The organism is Blastococcus sp. HT6-4 (assembly GCF_039679125.1).
In the GTDB taxonomy this organism is placed as follows: Bacteria; Actinomycetota; Actinomycetes; order Mycobacteriales; family Geodermatophilaceae; genus Blastococcus; species Blastococcus montanus.
In genome coordinates this window covers 710,375-725,476 of the sequence record NZ_CP155551.1, presented here as the reverse complement: position 1 = coordinate 725,476, position 15,102 = coordinate 710,375, and the positions used below count along the sequence as shown (strand labels likewise).

At 74.5% G+C, this 15,102-nt stretch carries 15 protein-coding genes and 1 tRNA gene; 7 read left to right on the top strand and 9 right to left on the bottom strand.

The annotated features are described in order from the left end of the window. Positions 1-51 precede the first annotated feature (51 nt). From ABDB74_RS03435 to ABDB74_RS03425, 3 genes are all read left to right on the top strand, one after another. Complete coding sequence (locus tag ABDB74_RS03435; RefSeq protein WP_346621765.1) at positions 52-1,515, top strand: sigma 54-interacting transcriptional regulator; 1,464 nt, start codon at positions 52-54, stop codon at positions 1,513-1,515. A 1-nt stretch (position 1,516) separates the two neighbouring features. Next, on the top strand, positions 1,517-3,502 hold the full coding sequence (locus tag ABDB74_RS03430; RefSeq protein ID WP_346621763.1) for a VWA domain-containing protein: 1,986 nt from the start codon (positions 1,517-1,519) through the stop codon (positions 3,500-3,502). Between the two features lie 231 nt (positions 3,503-3,733). After that, positions 3,734-3,970, top strand: coding sequence for a GNAT family N-acetyltransferase (locus ABDB74_RS03425; RefSeq protein WP_346621762.1), 237 nt, complete (start codon positions 3,734-3,736; stop codon positions 3,968-3,970). Here the strand turns inward: ABDB74_RS03425 and ABDB74_RS03420 are convergent. Next, on the bottom strand, positions 3,924-5,279 hold the full coding sequence (locus ABDB74_RS03420; protein ID WP_346621761.1) for a DUF2252 domain-containing protein: 1,356 nt from the start codon (positions 5,277-5,279) through the stop codon (positions 3,924-3,926). The genes ABDB74_RS03425 and ABDB74_RS03420 overlap by 47 nt on opposite strands. A gap of 95 nt (positions 5,280-5,374) precedes the next feature. Between ABDB74_RS03420 and ABDB74_RS03415 the strand changes: the two genes are divergently transcribed. Further along, positions 5,375-6,406: an SGNH/GDSL hydrolase family protein gene (locus ABDB74_RS03415; RefSeq protein ID WP_346621759.1), complete on the top strand. Its 1,032-nt coding sequence runs from the start codon at positions 5,375-5,377 to the stop codon at positions 6,404-6,406. 138 nt (positions 6,407-6,544) lie between these two features. Then, on the top strand, positions 6,545-7,765 hold the full coding sequence (locus ABDB74_RS03410; protein WP_346621757.1) for an acetyl-CoA C-acetyltransferase: 1,221 nt from the start codon (positions 6,545-6,547) through the stop codon (positions 7,763-7,765). A 96-nt stretch (positions 7,766-7,861) separates the two neighbouring features. Here ABDB74_RS03410 and ABDB74_RS03405 read toward each other — a convergent pair whose 3' ends face one another. Next, the gene (locus ABDB74_RS03405; RefSeq protein ID WP_346621756.1) at positions 7,862-8,701 is read right to left on the bottom strand and encodes a Bax inhibitor-1/YccA family protein; all 840 of its coding nucleotides are present in this window, start codon (positions 8,699-8,701) and stop codon (positions 7,862-7,864) included. Between the two features lie 166 nt (positions 8,702-8,867). Beyond that, positions 8,868-9,485 carry a LysE family transporter gene (locus ABDB74_RS03400; RefSeq protein ID WP_346621754.1) on the bottom strand — a complete coding sequence of 206 codons (618 nt, stop codon included), beginning with the start codon at positions 9,483-9,485 and terminating at the stop codon, positions 8,868-8,870. A gap of 71 nt (positions 9,486-9,556) precedes the next feature. Here ABDB74_RS03400 and ABDB74_RS03395 point away from each other — a divergent pair, with 71 nt between their 5' ends. Then, complete coding sequence (locus ABDB74_RS03395) at positions 9,557-10,432, top strand: LysR family transcriptional regulator ArgP (protein WP_346621753.1); 876 nt, start codon at positions 9,557-9,559, stop codon at positions 10,430-10,432. A 3-nt stretch (positions 10,433-10,435) separates the two neighbouring features. Here ABDB74_RS03395 and ABDB74_RS03390 read toward each other — a convergent pair. Both ABDB74_RS03390 and ABDB74_RS03385 read right to left on the bottom strand, forming a co-directional pair. Then, positions 10,436-10,509: transfer RNA gene (locus ABDB74_RS03390), tRNA-Leu, on the bottom strand. A 60-nt stretch (positions 10,510-10,569) separates the two neighbouring features. Beyond that, positions 10,570-11,337: a uracil-DNA glycosylase gene (locus ABDB74_RS03385; RefSeq protein WP_346621751.1), complete on the bottom strand. Its 768-nt coding sequence runs from the start codon at positions 11,335-11,337 to the stop codon at positions 10,570-10,572. A gap of 83 nt (positions 11,338-11,420) precedes the next feature. On the opposite strand from ABDB74_RS03385, the gene ABDB74_RS03380 reads away from it, so the two are divergent. Next, complete coding sequence (locus tag ABDB74_RS03380; RefSeq protein WP_346621749.1) at positions 11,421-11,723, top strand: DUF4235 domain-containing protein; 303 nt, start codon at positions 11,421-11,423, stop codon at positions 11,721-11,723. Between the two features lie 30 nt (positions 11,724-11,753). On the opposite strand, the gene ABDB74_RS03375 is transcribed toward ABDB74_RS03380, so the two are convergent. Genes ABDB74_RS03375 through eno form a run of 4 tightly spaced genes read right to left on the bottom strand, consistent with a single transcriptional unit; the run spans position 11,754 to position 15,091 of the window. Next, on the bottom strand, positions 11,754-12,704 hold the full coding sequence (locus ABDB74_RS03375; RefSeq protein WP_346621747.1) for a Ppx/GppA phosphatase family protein: 951 nt from the start codon (positions 12,702-12,704) through the stop codon (positions 11,754-11,756). Continuing rightward, positions 12,701-13,201: a DUF501 domain-containing protein gene (locus ABDB74_RS03370; protein ID WP_346621745.1), complete on the bottom strand. Its 501-nt coding sequence runs from the start codon at positions 13,199-13,201 to the stop codon at positions 12,701-12,703. The genes ABDB74_RS03375 and ABDB74_RS03370 overlap by 4 nt, the downstream gene beginning before the upstream one ends. Further along, positions 13,198-13,803 carry a septum formation initiator family protein gene (locus ABDB74_RS03365; RefSeq protein WP_346621743.1) on the bottom strand — a complete coding sequence of 202 codons (606 nt, stop codon included), beginning with the start codon at positions 13,801-13,803 and terminating at the stop codon, positions 13,198-13,200. The genes ABDB74_RS03370 and ABDB74_RS03365 overlap by 4 nt, the downstream gene beginning before the upstream one ends. A 10-nt stretch (positions 13,804-13,813) precedes the next feature. Then, positions 13,814-15,091 carry a phosphopyruvate hydratase gene (gene eno / locus ABDB74_RS03360; RefSeq protein ID WP_346621741.1) on the bottom strand — a complete coding sequence of 426 codons (1,278 nt, stop codon included), beginning with the start codon at positions 15,089-15,091 and terminating at the stop codon, positions 13,814-13,816. Positions 15,092-15,102 lie beyond the last annotated feature (11 nt).

The window sequence follows — 15,102 nt, the reverse complement described above, 5'->3', positions numbered from 1 at the left end:
GCCGTACCGACGGGCACCCGGACGCGCCCTCCTCGTCGTACCGTGGCGGGGGTGACGGACAGCCCCGCACCGGCAACGCCCTCCCCCTCGACCACGACGCTCGGCGAGCTCCGTGCCGCCGGCGCCTCGTACCGGCCCGTCAAGGCCGAGCTCCGCGCCAACCTGCTCGCCCGGCTGGCCGCCGGCGAGCCCACCCTGCCCGGCATGGTCGGCTTCGAGGACACCGTCCTCCCCGAGGTCGAGCGCGCCCTGATCGCCGGCCACGACCTCGTCCTCCTCGGCGAACGCGGCCAGGGCAAGACCCGCCTGATCCGCACCCTCGTCGGCCTGCTGGACGAGTGGACCCCGGTCCTGGCCGGCAGCGAGCTCAACGAGCACCCGCTGCACCCGATCAGCGTCTGGGCGCACCGGCAGATCGCCGAGCTGGGCGACGCCACGCCCGTCGCCTGGCTGCACCGCAGCGAGCGCTTCGGAGAGAAGCTGGCGACGCCGGACACCTCCGTCGGCGACCTCATCGGCGACGTCGACCCCATCAAGGTGGCCGAGGGCCGCACGCTGGGCGACCCGGAGACGGTCCACTACGGCCTGGTGCCGCGCACCAACCGCGGCATCTTCAGCGTCAACGAGCTGCCCGACCTGGCCGAGCGCATCCAGGTCGCGCTGCTGAACGTGCTCGAGGAGCGCGACATCCAGATCCGCGGCTACCGGGTGCGGCTGCCGCTGGACCTGCTGCTGGTGGCCAGCGCCAACCCCGAGGACTACACCAACCGCGGCCGGATCATCACCCCGCTCAAGGACCGGTTCGGCGCCGAGGTGCGCACCCACTACCCGATCGAGCTGGCCGACGAGATCCGGCTGCTGCAGCAGGAGGCCGCGCTCAGCTGGCCCACGGCGTTCGGGGAGAACCACCTGGACCAGCCGGTGGTGCCGCAGCACCTCGTCGAGATCGTCGCCCGGTTCACCCGCCTGGTGCGCGAGTCCAGCCACGTCGACCAGCGGTCCGGCGTCAGCGCCCGGTTCGCCATCGCGAGCCTCGAGACCGTGGCGGCCTCCGCCGTCCGCCGGGCCGCCGTCGCCGGTGAGACCCGGCCCGTGGCCCGGGTCGTCGACCTCCCCAGCATCGTCCCGGCCAGCCGCGGCAAGGTCGAGTTCGCCGACGCCGGCTCCGACCCCGACGACGACCGGGAGCTGGAGATCCTCGAGCACCTGCTGCGCCAGGCCACCGCGCAGACCTTCCGGGCCCGCTGCGCCGGGCTGGACCTCACCGGGCTGCAAGAGCACTTCAGCGGCGGGGAGACCGTCGAGTCCGGTGACCTGGTGCCGGCACCGGCGCTGCTGGGGCAGCTCGGCACGGTGCCGCGGCTCGCCGAGCTGCTCGGCCGCCTGGGCGTGCCGGAGGGAGAGGAGTCCGCCGAGCAGGCCGCCGCCGCGGTCGAGTTCGCGCTCGAAGGGCTCTACCTCACCCGCCGGCTGGCCAAGGACACCGACGGCGGACGCACCGTCTACGGGGCCTGACGTGAGCACGCGCCGTCCCCGCGGCTACCGGTACGGCCAGTGGCGGGGCGGTCCCGACCCGCTGGCCCCGCCGTACGACCTGGGCAACGCCGTCGACGAGATCGGTGACTCGGTGCTCGGCGGCAGCGGCGTGCGCGAGGCGCTGCGGGAGCTGCTGCGGCGCGGCGCCGAGGGGCGTCGGGGCCTGGACGAGCTGCGCCGGTCGGTGCGCGACCGGCTGCGGCAGGCCCGGACGGCCGGCCGGATGGACGGCACCCTCGAGGAGGTCCGGCAGCTGCTGGACACGGCGGTCGAGGCCGAGCGCCGCGCGCTGTTCCCCGACCCGGACGACGCCGCCCGGCTGGCCGAGGCCGAGCTCGACGCCCTGCCCGAGGACACCTCCGGTGCGGTGCGGGCGCTCAAGGACTGGTCGTGGCGGTCGCCCGAGGGGCGGCAGGCCTACGAGCAGATCCAGGACCTGCTGCGCCGCGAGGTCCTCGACAGCTCCTTCGCGTCGATGAAGCAGGCGCTGGAGAACGCCACCGGGCAGGACATGCAGGCGGTCAAGGACATGGTCGCCGACCTCTCCCGGCTGGTCGACGCGCACAACCGCGGCGAGGACACCGACCAGCAGTTCGCCGACTTCATGGACCGGCACGGGCAGTTCTTCCCGGACGACCCGCAGACGGTCGAGGAGCTGATCGACTCCCTGGCCCGCCGCGCGGCCGCGCAGGAGCGGATGATGGCCGGCCTCTCCCCCGAGCAGCGGGCCGAGCTCGCCGACCTCATGGCCCAGACGATGGAGGACATGGGGCTGGCCAGCGAGATGGCGCACCTGTCCGACGCGCTGCGCCAGGCGCGCCCCGACCTGCCGTGGGGCCGGCGCGGCCAGGTGCCCGAGGGCGAGCAGGCGCTCGGCATGGGCGACGCCACCAGCGCCGTGGCCGACCTGGCCGACCTGGAGGCGCTGAGCAACCAGCTATCCCAGGGCTACGCCGGTGCGTCGCTGGCCGACGTCGACGAGGAGCTGCTCGAGCGGGCGCTGGGCCGCTCGGCGGCCGACGACCTCGCCGCGCTGCGGCAGCTGGAGCGCGAGCTGGAGCGGCAGGGCTACCTAGACCGCACCGACGGCCGGTTGGAGCTCTCCCCCAAGGCCGTCCGCCGGCTGGGCGCCACGGCGCTGCGCCGCGTCTTCGCCCAGCTCGACGCGACCGGTCGCGGGGAGCACGACGTGGCCGACGCGGGTGCGGCCGGCGAACTCACCGGCAGCTCGCGGGAGTGGCGGTTCGGCGACGAGCAGCCGCTGGACGTCGTCCGCACGGTGCGCAACGCGGTGCTGCGCACCGCCGGGGAGCCCCGCTCCGCGGCCCGCCGCCGGGTGCGGATCGCCGTCGAGGACTTCGAGGTGGTGGAGACCGAGCGGCGCACCGGCGCCGCCGTCGCGCTGCTGGTCGACCTGTCGTACTCGATGGCGCTGCGCGGCACGTGGGGTGCGGCCAAGTCGACGGCGATGGCGCTGCACTCGCTGGTCACCACCCGCTTCCCGCAGGACGCGATCGAGATCATCGGCTTCTCGTCCACCGCCCAGGTGCTGCGGCCGGAGACCCTCGCCGAGCTGTCGGTGGACACGCTGCAGGGCACCAACCTGCAGCACGGGCTCATGCTGGCCCGGCGGTTCCTCGCCCGGCACCGGGACGCCGAGCCCGTGGTGCTGGTGGTCACCGACGGCGAGCCGACGGCGCACCTGGAGGACGACGGGACGCCGTTCTTCTGCTGGCCGCCGATGCCGGAGACGATCGCGCGCACGGTGGCCGAGGTCGAGCGGGTCGCCCGCTCCGGCGCCACGGTCAACGTGTTCGCGCTCGACCCCGACCCGGGGCTGGTCCACTTCGTCCACGACCTCACCCAGCGCGCCGGCGGGCGGGTGTTCCAGCCCGACACCGAGCGGCTGGGCGAGTACGTCGTCGCGGACTACCTGCGCACCAGACGCGGGCGCCGGGCCCGCTGACCGACACTGCCGGGGTGGACGTCCACCAGGTGCCGCCCGAGACCACGTACGCGCTCCGGGCCGCCGTGCTGCGGCCGGACGGCGGGACGATCACCTGGGCGGGCGACGAGCATCCCGACACCATCCACCTCGCCGCCCGTCAGGACGGTGCGGTGATCGGCGTCGTCCGGTTCTCCCCGGCTCGCTGCCCGTACCGCCCCGGCAGCCGGGCGGCCTGGCAGCTTGCGCGGCATGGCGACGGACCCCCCCGTCCGTGGGGCCGGCGTCGGGCGGGCCCTGGTCGAGCACGGCCTCGCCCGGCTCGCCGACCTGGTCTGGTGCGACGCCCGCACGAGCGCCGTCGGGTTCTACGAGCGCACGGGGTCCCGCGTCGTCGGCGAGGAGTTCGACAAGCCGGGACTCGGACCGCACGTCGGCATGCTCACCGGCGTCGGTCCCCGGGCACCGGGTGCGAGCCGCTCGAGCTGATCCCCGGGATCGCCCCGGCGCGGAACGCGTTCACGAACAGCCGGTGGTCCTCCTGGGTGCGGTGCGCGTAGTCGTGCGCGAACGCGATCAGGTCGGCGACGAACTCCTCCCGCCGGTCGCCGACCATCGCGGCGATCGCCTCCTCGGTCTGGAAGGGCACGAGGGTGTGGTCGCTGTCGGCGTCCCCGACGCAGTGCAGCTTCGCCGTCGCCCGACCGAGCTGGGCCATGACCGGGGCGATCTCCTCGGGCTCGGTGAGGTCCTCCCAGTCCAGGTCGAGCTCGTAGGGCGACAGCTCGGCGACGATGAACCCGCGGCCGTCGATCTCCGTGTAGCCCAGGAACTGCGACGCGTTGGCCTGCAGCGCCCGCTGGCTCAGCGCGGTCCGGTGCCCCTCGTTCTCGAAGTACGCGCGGATCTCCGGATCGGTCACCACCCGGCTGGGGGCGGGCACGTTGCCCTGCTTGAGGGAGAGGACGACGTCGTTCTCCAGAGCCTGGTCGTAGCCCTCGAGGAGCACGTTGTAGGCCGGCAGGCCGGCGCTGCCGATGCCGAAGCCGCCGGTGCCGATCACGTCCTTCACGTCGTAGGTGACCTCGCGGCGGCGCTGCCCCCTCGGCACGGTCTCGCGGTAGCGCTCCAGCGCGGCGAGCACCCGCTCCCGCTCCTCGTCGCCGAGCCGGCGGTTGCGCGGCCGGTCGGCGAAGCGCCGGTGGTAGCCCTCGATCACGGTCATCCGCTCCAGGAGGCCCAGGCGGGTGCGCGTGGTGGTCTCGAAGATGACCTCGCGGACGGCGCCCTCGGTGTTCCCGGCGAGCAGCGCGAACGAGCGGTCCTCGTCCGAGCGCCGGAACGCCTCCACCTGGTCGAGGTAGGAGGTCAGGTAGCTGCCGAGCAGCTCGGCGATGACCTGGTCACCGAGCGCCTTGCGCCACGCCAGCAGCGCGAAGCTCGCGACGAACCGGCGCAGGTCCCAGCTGACGTGGCCCAGGTAGGCCTCGTCGAAGTCGTTGACGTCGAAGACGATCCGCCCGGCGCTGTCCATGTACGTGCCGAAGTTCTCGGCGTGCAGGTCACCCTGGATCCACACGCGCGACGTCCGCTCGTCGCACCAGCGATCCTCGACCGTCGCCATGTCGGCGTAGAACAGGGGCGCACTGCCGCGGTAGAACGCGAACGGATCGGCCGCCATCTTGCGGAACTTCGTGCGGAAGGCGTCGGCATCGGCGTCCATGAGCTCGCCGAACGCCTCGACGAGCACGTCGACGATCTGCCGTGTGCGCTCGTCGAGCTGTGTGGGAGAGGTCACACCAGGGAGGGATGGGGGCACAGGTTGCACCGTAGGGGGCCGATAACGTCGGTGGTGCCCGAACCATGACGGCGCCGACCGGGGACGGAGGGACCATGACGCGCACGGACACGGCCCGCTGGCTGGCCACCGGCGCCGCCTACGGCGGTGGCGGGGTCGGGATCGCCGGAGCCGCCCTGGTCGCGCTCCTCCGCGAGGAGGCGCGGTCCGCCCGCCGCAAGGTGGAGGCGCGCACCCACAAGAGCGACCCGCCCTCGGGCGACGGCCTCTACGGCCGCGGCGGCGGCGAGCCCATCGTCCTGACCGTGCTCGGCGACTCCAGCGCCGTCGGCCTCGGGGTGCACCGCGCCGCGGAGACCCCCGGCGTGCTGGTCGCCGCCGGGCTCGCCGAGCTGGCCGAGCGCCCCGTCCGGCTGGTCCGGCTGGCCGTGTCCGGAGCCCGCGCCAGCGACCTCGATGCGCAGGTCGACCGGGCGCTGGCCGAGCGGCCCGCGGTCGCGGTCATCATGATCGGCGCCAACGACGTCACCAGCCGCACCCCCACCCCGGTGTCGGTCGGCCACCTCACCGACGCCGTCCGCCGGCTCACCGCGGCCGGGTGCGAGGTCGTCGTCGGCACCTGCCCCGACCTCGGCACGATCCGGCCGATCGCGCAGCCGCTGCGGACGCTGGCCCGCCGGTGGAGCCGGCAGATGGCCGCCGCGCAGACGATCGCCGTGGTCGAGGCCGGGGGCCGCTCCGTCTCCCTCGGCTCGCTGCTCGGCCCGGCGTTCGCCTCCGACCAGAGCATGTTCAGCGTCGACGAGTTCCACCCGAGCGCGGCCGGTTACGCGGCGGCGGCGGCGGTGCTGCTGCCCTCGGTGGCCGACGCCCTGGGCGTGTGGCCGGCCCGCGCCGACCGCGGCCTGCGCGGGCTGCGCCGCGACACCGTCCGCCCGGTCGCCCGGGCCGCCGCGCGGGCGGCCAACCGGCCCGGCACCGAGGTGCAGCCCGCCGAGGTGGCCGGCTCCGACACCGGCCCCTGGGGACCGTGGGCGCTGCTGCGCCGGCGCCGCCCGACCGAGATGCCGACGCCCGAGGAGGCCGCGGACGCCGGGACCGCGGCGGAGGCGTCCACCTCCGGCTGATCGGCGATCGGCGTGACCCGGGCCACACCGCGGTTTCCCCGGGCCGGTGCCAGGATCCAGCGCCGGACGGCCGGGGTACGTTCCGAAGTGACCGACGTCCGGCGAAACGCGTCGGACCACCCTCACCGTGGAGGACCCATGCCCGAAGCCGTCATCGTCGCGACCGCGCGCTCGCCCATCGGCCGCGCCTTCAAGGGATCGCTCAAGGACATGCGTCCCGACGACCTCGCCGCCACCGTCATCCGCGCGGCCCTGGACAAGGTGCCCGCCCTCGACCCGACCGACATCGACGACCTGATGCTCGGCTGCGGCCTCCCGGGCGGCGAGCAGGGCCACAACATGGGCCGCGTGGTCAGCATCCTCCTGGGCATGGACCACCTGCCCGGGACGACGATCACCCGTTACTGCTCGTCCTCGCTGCAGACCACCCGCATGGCCCTGCACGCGATCAAGGCCGGCGAGGGTGACGTGTTCATCTCCGCCGGCGTCGAGACCGTCTCCCGCTTCGTGAAGGGCAACAGCGACTCGCTGCCCGACACGCACAACCCGGTGTTCGCCGACGCCGAGGCGCGGGTGGCCAAGACCGCCGAGAGCGGCGCCGACTCCTGGACCGACCCCCGGGAGAACGGCGACGTCCCCGACGTCTACATCGCGATGGGGCAGACCGCCGAGAACCTGGCGCTGCTCAAGGGCGTCACCCGCGAGGAGATGGACGAGTTCGCCGTCCGCAGCCAGAACCTCGCCGTGGAGTCGATCGACAACGGCTTCTGGGAGCGGGAGATCGTCCCGATCACGCTGCCCGACGGAACCGTCGTCAGCACGGACGACGGCCCGCGGCGCGGTACGAACCTCGAGGGCCTCTCGGGCCTCAAGCCGGTCTTCCGCCCCGACGGCCGGGTCACCGCCGGCAACGCCTGCCCGCTCAACGACGGCGCGTCCGCGGTCGTGGTCATGAGCGACACCAAGGCCCGCGAGCTCGGCCTGACCCCGCTGGCCCGCGTGGTCTCCACCGCGGTCACCGGCCTGTCGCCGGAGATCATGGGCTACGGCCCGGTGGACGCCTCCCGTCTGGCCCTGCAGCGGGCCGGCATGACGATCGAGGACATCGACCTCGTGGAGATCAACGAGGCCTTCGCCGCGCAGGTCATCCCGAGCTACCGCGACCTGAACATCCCCATCGAGAAGCTGAACGTGCACGGTGGCGCCATCGCCGTCGGGCACCCGTTCGGCAGCACCGGCGCGCGCATCACCGGCACGCTGATCAACGGCCTGCAGACCAAGGACAAGACCTTCGGCCTGGAGACGATGTGCGTCGGTGGCGGCATGGGCATGGCGATGGTGCTCGAGCGCCTCAGCTGATCCCCGCCCCGGGGGCTGCCGTCGCCGGCAGCCCCCGGACACGACAGTGGCCCGGCCCCCTCGCGGGGACCGGGCCACTGTCGTGTGCGGGGTCGGTCAGTCGTTCTGCAGGTAGCTCAGCAGGCGCAGGATCTCGATGTACAGCCAGATGACGGTCACGAGCAGACCGAAGGCGATGTACCAGGCGAACTTCGCCGGCGCCCCACGACGGATGGCCTCGTCAGCCATGTCGAAGTCGAGCAGCAGGAAGAACGCCGCCACACCGATCACGAGCAGGCTGAAGCCGATCGCCAGCGGGCCACCGGACCGCAGGCCCAGGCCGTCGCCGCCACCGATGAGGGCGACCACGAAGTTGACCACGATGAGGACCAGGACACCGATGCCGGCGGCCAGGACCCAGCGGGTCAGCTTGGGGGTGACGCGGATCGCGCCGGTCTTGTAGACCACCAGCATGCCGGCGAAGACACCGAAGGTGCCGATCAGCGCCTGCATGATGATGCCGCTGCCGAACTCGAGCGCGAACGCCTCGCTGATCGCGCCGAGCGCGACACCGTAGAGCGCGCCGTAGGCCAGCGTCGCGACCGGGTTGGCGATCTGCTTGAAGGCGATCACCAGGCCGAGCACGAAGGCGGCCAGGACGGCCGGGATCGCCAGCCCCCAGGCGGCCTGACCGGGCATGGCCCAGGTCGCGGCGGCGGAGAGGACGGTGACCAGGAACGTCAGGCCCGTCTTGGTGACGACGTCGTCCATCGTCATGTAGCGCGTGTCCTCGGTCGTCCCGTACGGGGACGGCGCGGTGTACGCGTCCTGCTGCGGCGCCGGAGCGCCGTACTGCGTCGGGGCACCGTACTGGGACGTGTTGCCCCAGGCGGCCTGCTGCTGGCCGGGGCCGGCGTTCCCGAAGCCACGGCTGAACGCCGGGTTCCTACTGGCCATCGTCATCTCCTCGAGGTGACTCGTCGGTCGTGGAGCAAAACTCCTGCACTCCACTCGGTCAGGTCAACGCCTGACACGCCCGAAGCGTTCCACAAGGCAGCCGAACCCCTCGGGAGGGTGGCCCGCGCCACGGTCACGGCCACAGGGGCCGACAGGGGGCCGCCGGTCAGATCGCGGCGGCGAGGAGCCCGGCGCCGAGGCCCGCCATGACGACGGCGATGGCGCCGTCGAGGACCCGCCACGCCGCCGGGCGGGCGAACAGCGGCCGGAGCAGGCGGGCGCCGTAGCCGAGGGCCGCGAACCAGAGCACGCTGCCGGCCGCGGCTCCGGCGGCGAACCACCACCTGCCCACGCCGTGGCTGTCGGCCACCGATCCCAGCAGCACCACCGTGTCCAGGTACACGTGCGGGTTGAGCCAGGTGAGCGCGAGGCAGGTGACGACGGTGGCCAGGAGCCCGGCCCGGGTGCCGCCGGCATCGATGGCGATCGACGACGGGCGCAGCGCCCGTCGGGCCGCGAGGACGGCGTAGCCGAGCAGGAAGGCGGCACCGCCCAGGCGCACGACGGTGATCGCGTCGGGCAGCCGGGCGCTCAGCCAGGAGTTGCCGGCGACCCCGGCGAGGATGAGGACCGCGTCGGAGACCGCGCACACCGCCACGACCGCCGGGACGTGCTCGGCGCGCAGCCCCTGCCGGAGCACGAAGGCGTTCTGCGCGCCGATCGCCACGATCAGCGAGAGCCCCATCCCGAGCCCGGCCACCGCGGCCAGCAGACCAGTCGTCACAGAGCCCGACGCTAGGCAGACGCCGGTCGACAGTCCAGCTCATGTTTCTCAGGCGCCATTAGCATTCCTTCATGGACGTGGACCTCGCCCAGCTCCGCACCCTCGTCGCGGTCATCGACGAAGGCACCCTGGAGGCGGCCGCGCGACGGCTGCACGTCACCCCGTCCGCGGTCTCGCAGCGCCTGCGCGCCCTCGAGGTGGCCACCGGCCGCGTCCTGGTGCAGCGCGGTCGCCCGGCCACCGTCACCGCCGCCGGCGAACCCGTGCTGCGGCTGGCCCGTCAGGTCGGCCTGCTCGTCGCCGACACCAGCCGGCACCTCGATCCGGCCGAGCCCGGCTCCGCACCGGTGGTGCCGATCGCGGTCAACGCCGACTCGCTGGCCACGTGGGTCCTGCCGGCGCTCGCCCCGCTGGCCGGCGAGCTACGTTTCGACCTGCACAGCACCGACCAGACGCACACCAGTGCGCTGCTGCGGGCCGGCACCGTCATGGGTGCGGTCACCTCGGACGCCGAGCCGGTCGCAGGGTGCCGGGTGACCCCGCTCGGGCGGATGCGCTACCTGCCCTGCGCCGCACCCGGGTTCGCCGACCGCTGGTTCCCCGACGGACCCGGTCCCGCGGCCCTGCAGCGGGCACCGGTGGTCGTGTTCGACCGCCGCGACGACCTGCAGCACTCCTACCTCCGCCGCCGGGCTCCGTCGGCGGACCCGCCCCTGCACTACGTCCCGTCGTCGGCTGACTTCGTCACCGCCGTGATCCTCGGCTTCGGCTGGGGCATGCTGCCGGAGCTCCAGCTGGCCGACGCCCACCACGAGGTGGCACGTTTCGATCCGGCCGGCGCCGTCGACGTGCCCCTGTACTGGCAGCAGTGGCGGCTGGAATCCGAGCCGCTCGACCGGGCCGCCGCCGCGCTGATCCGGGCCGCGCACGCACGTCTCGGCGCCTGACGGTGCCCCCGGTCGGGTTCGAACCGACGCTGGGACCCTTTTAAGGGGCCTGCCTCTGCCGATTGGGCTACGGGGGCGCGCTGCGCACGCTAGCGCTGCCGGGCGCGGACCGGGCGCACCCGGCGGTGGTCCGAGGGTCAGCCCCCCGTCGCCGCCAGCTCCGTGGCGCGGGACAGCACGGCGTCGAGCATCGGCTCGGTCAGCTTGCCGGTGAAGGTGTTCTGCTGGCTCACGTGGTAGCTGCCCAGCAGGGTCAACGGCCCCCGCGGGCCGTCCAGCGTCACCTCCACCCCGTGCCCGAAGGCCGGCCGTGGCCGGGGCAGCGCGTACCCGGCCGCCGCCAGCACCGGCCACAGCGCGGTCCAGCCGAACCCGCCGAGCACGACGATGACCCGGAGGCGGGGCAGCAGCTCGAGTTCACGGGCCAGCCACGGCGAGCAGGTGTCCCGCTCCTCCGGCGTGGGCGCGTTGGCCGGCGGAGCGCACCGCACGGCCGCGGCGACCCGGACGTCGGTGAGCTCGAGCCCGTCGCCGATGTGCGTGGAGGTGGGCTGGTTGGCCAGCCCGGCGCGCCAGAGCGCGGCGAAGATCCAGTCTCCGCTGCGGTCGCCGGTGAAGACGCGTCCCGTCCGGTTCCCGCCGTGCGCCGCGGGCGCCAGCCCGACGACGGCGATGCGGGATCCGGCCGGCCCGAGCCCCGGCACCGGGCGGCCCCAGTAGTCCTCGTCGCGGAAGGACGCGCGCTTGACCCGGGCGACCTCCTCGCGCCAGGCCACCAGCCGGGGGCAGGCGTAGCAACCGGAGATCCGGGCGTCGAGGACGGCGAGATCGCGGACGGCCCGGGCACCGCGCACCACCCCGGCCGGGGTGCGGGTGACCGGGAAGCCCCCTGCGTCGAATGCCACGCCACCATCTGACCAGACGTGGGCCGGGGCCTCCCGGGTGCCCGGGCTGCCCGGGCGATGTCGCATGCAGCATGATCGGATCCGTGGCCCGGACGAAGAAGCAGAAGCCGCCGCTGACCTGGAAGCTGCTGGGCGCCGGGTTCGCGGTGCCCGCGGGCATCGCGGCCCGCAGGCTGACCGACGCCGCCTGGTACGCCGCGCGCGGCACCACCCCGCCGAAGAACCCCGCCGCCCCGGGCGTGAGCTGGGGCGAGGCGCTGGCCTGGGCGGCCTTCTCCGGCGTCGTCGTCGCCGGCAGCCGGCTCGCGGCGGCCCGGGGGGCCGCCGCGACCTACGAGAGGTTCACCGGGCAGCTGCCGCCGGGGCTCAACGCCGGCACGCCCTGACCCGAGGACGCCGGCCCGCGACCGGAGGGCTCAGCCGCGGCCGAGCCGCAGCGCGATGCCGTCGAGGATGTCGTGCTCGCTGACCGTGACCTCGGCCATCCCGAACTCGTCCATGAGGGTCCGGAGGATCAGCGCGCCGGCGCCGATGACGTCGACCCGGCCGGGGTGCATGACCGGGGCGGCGGCGCGCCGTTCCCGCGTGGCGGCGAGGAGCTCCGCGGTCACCCGCCGCACCTCGCCGACCGCGATGCGGGACCCGTGGATCGCCTCGGAGTCGTAGGCGGGCAGGTCGAGGGCGAGCGCGGCCACGGTGGTCACCGAGCCGGCCAGCCCGATGAGGGCCGCCGCCCGTCCCACCGGCACCTCGGCGGTGACGTCGACCAGCGCGGCGCGGATGTCCCGCTCGGCGGCGGCGACCTGCTCGTCGGCCGGCGGGTCGTCGTGCAGGTGCCGCTCGGTGAGCCGCACGCAGCCGATGTCGACCGACCGGGCGGCGACGACGCCGTCGGCGCCACCGAGGACGAACTCGGTGGAGCCACCGCCGATGTCCACGACCAGGTACGGCGGCCGGGGTGGCGCGATGCCCTGGGCCGCCGCGGCGGCGGCGATCGAGCCGGTAGCGCCGAGGAAGGAGAGCTCGGCCTCCTCCCGGCCGCTCACGACGTCGGGGGCCCGCCCCAGGGTGGCCCGGACCATCTGCTCGAAGTCGGCCCGGTTGGCCGCGTCCCGGGTCGCGCTGGTGGCCACCATCCGGACGTCGGTCGCGCCCAGGTCGCGGGCCGCCGCCGCGTACTCGGCGAGGACGAGGCGGGTCCGCTCGATCGCCTCCGGCGCCAGCCGGCCCGTCGCGTCGACGCCCTGCCCGAGGCGGACGACCTCCATCCGGCGCAGCAGGTCGGTGTGCCCGCCCTCGGCCGGGACGTCGGCCACGAGCAGCCGGATGGAGTTGGTGCCGCAGTCCACGGCGGCGACCCGGGTCACGCGTCGCCCTCGGGCCGGGCGCAAGGGCCCGCGGCCCACCACTCCCCCATCTCCTCGACCGCCCGGTCACCGATCGGGTTGACCCCGGGGCCCGCCGCCAGCGCGTGACCGGCCAGGGCGTGCAGGCACTTGACCCGGTCGGGCATCCCACCGGCGGTCATCCGCGTCGGGAGCACGTCGCGGGCGTCGCGGGTGGCCAGGTACGCCTCGTGCGCCGCCCGGTAGGCCTCGGCGAGCTCGGGATCGGTGCCCAGCTCCTCCTGCCACTCCCGCATGCGGCCGGCCGACTCCAGCCGGCTCGCGGCGGCGGTCGCCCGCGGGCAGGTCAGGTAGTACAGGGTCGGGAACGGCGTGCCGTCCTCCAGCCGGGGCGAGGTCTCGACGACGTCGGGCTGACCGCACGGGCAGCGGTGCGCCACGGCCACCAGCGCCCGCGGCGGGCGCCCGAGCTGCCGCGCCACGATCTCCCGGTCCTCCGGGCTCACCGGCTCGCTCACTGCCCCTCACCTCCCGTACCGCGCTCGTCGTCGGCCGGCCGGTCACCGTCGGCGCCGGCCACGGATCGCATCAGGCCCTCGTACCAGGGCACCGGCTCGGGCTCGGCCGCGGCGGCGGCCAGCGTGCCGGCGTCGCCCTCCACGGCCTGCCCGTCGACGACGATGATCAGCCGGTCACCGGGCAGCACGAACGACAGCCGCTCGCGCGCCTGCCGCTCGGTGAACGCCGGGTCGGCCTGCCGCTCCAGCTGCGCCTCCAGGTCGGTGGCGCGGCGGTCGAGCGCCTCGCCCTCCGCCGCCAGCCGCGCCAGCTCGGCCTGGCCGGCCAGGTACTGCCGCAGCGGGCCGGCCAGGGTCAGGGCGAGCAGCAGCACCAGTCCGACGAGCAGCACCGCGCGGCCGGTGAACAGCGGCCGCCGCCGAGCCGCGGTGGACGCCGCGGGCCGCCGTTCCGGCCGGCGGTTGGGCCGCCCCCGGCCCGGACGGCTGGACGCCGCCGACCGCAGGCCGGTGCGGACCGGCCGCGAGTGGTGCACCCGGGGCACCCGGCCGGTGGCGCGCCGCCCGTCCCCGCCGCCCCGCCGGCCCGGAACGCTGCTCATCCGCCGCTGCTCAGCCGTTCAGCCGCGGGAACGCCGCCGCGCCGGCGTAGCGGGCGGCGTCGTCGAGCTCCTCCTCGATGCGCAGCAGCTGGTTGTACTTGGCGACGCGCTCGCTGCGGGCCGGGGCGCCGGTCTTGATCTGCCCGCAGTCGGTGGCGACGGCGAGGTCGGCGATCGTGGTGTCCTCGGTCTCGCCGGAGCGGTGGCTCATCATGCAGCGGTAGCCGTTGCGGTGGGCCAGGTTGACCGCGTCGAGGGTCTCGGTCAGCGTGCCGATCTGGTTGACCTTGACCAGCAGCGCGTTGGCGGCGCCGCGGTTGATGCCGTCGGCCAGGCGGGTCGGGTTGGTGACGAACAGGTCGTCGCCCACGATCTGCACCCGGTCGCCGAGCGCAGCGGTCATCGCGATCCAGCCGTCCCAGTCCTGCTCGTCGAGCGGGTCCTCGATGGAGACGATCGGGTAGGCGTCGACCAGGCCCCGGTAGTAGTCCACCAGGTACTCCGCCGAGCGGGACTGGCCCTCGAAGTCGTAGCCCCCGTCGGCGTGGAACTCGGTCGCGGCGACGTCGAGGGCGAAGGCGATGTCGTCGCCGAGGGTGTAGCCGGCCTTCTCCACCGCCTCGGCGATGAGGTCGAGGGCGTCCCGGTTGCTGGGGAGGTCGGGGGCGAAGCCACCCTCGTCGCCGAGGCCGGTGGCCAGCCCGCGGCCCTTCAGGACGGCCTTGAGGGCGTGGTAGGTCTCGGTGCCCATGGCCAGCGCCTCGGCGAAGGTGCCGGCGCCTACGGGTGCGATCATGAACTCCTGGACGTCGACGTTGCTGTCGGCGTGGGCGCCACCGTTGAGGATGTTCATCATCGGTACGGGCAGCAGGTGCGCCGACGGGCCGCCGACGTAGCGGAACAGCGGCAGGCCGGCGGAGTCGGCGGCGGCCCGGGCGACGGCGAGGCTCACGCCGAGGATCGCGTTGGCCCCCAGGCGCGACTTGTCGGGCGTGCCGTCGAGGTCGAGCAGGCGCTGGTCGACCAGCCGCTGCTCGCTGGCCTCGTAGCCGACCAGTTCCGGGCCGATGACGTCCAGGACGCCGTCGACGGCCTTGGTCACTCCCTTGCCGCCGTAGCGCTCACCCCCGTCCCGCAGCTCGACCGCCTCGAAGGCGCCCGTGGAGGCGCCGCTGGGCACGGCGGCCCGGGCGATCGTCCCGTCGTCGAGGGCGACCTCGACCTCCACGGTGGGGTTTCCGCGCGAGTCCAGGATCTCCCGCGCGCCTACGGCATCGATGCTCGGCACAGGGGCAGCCT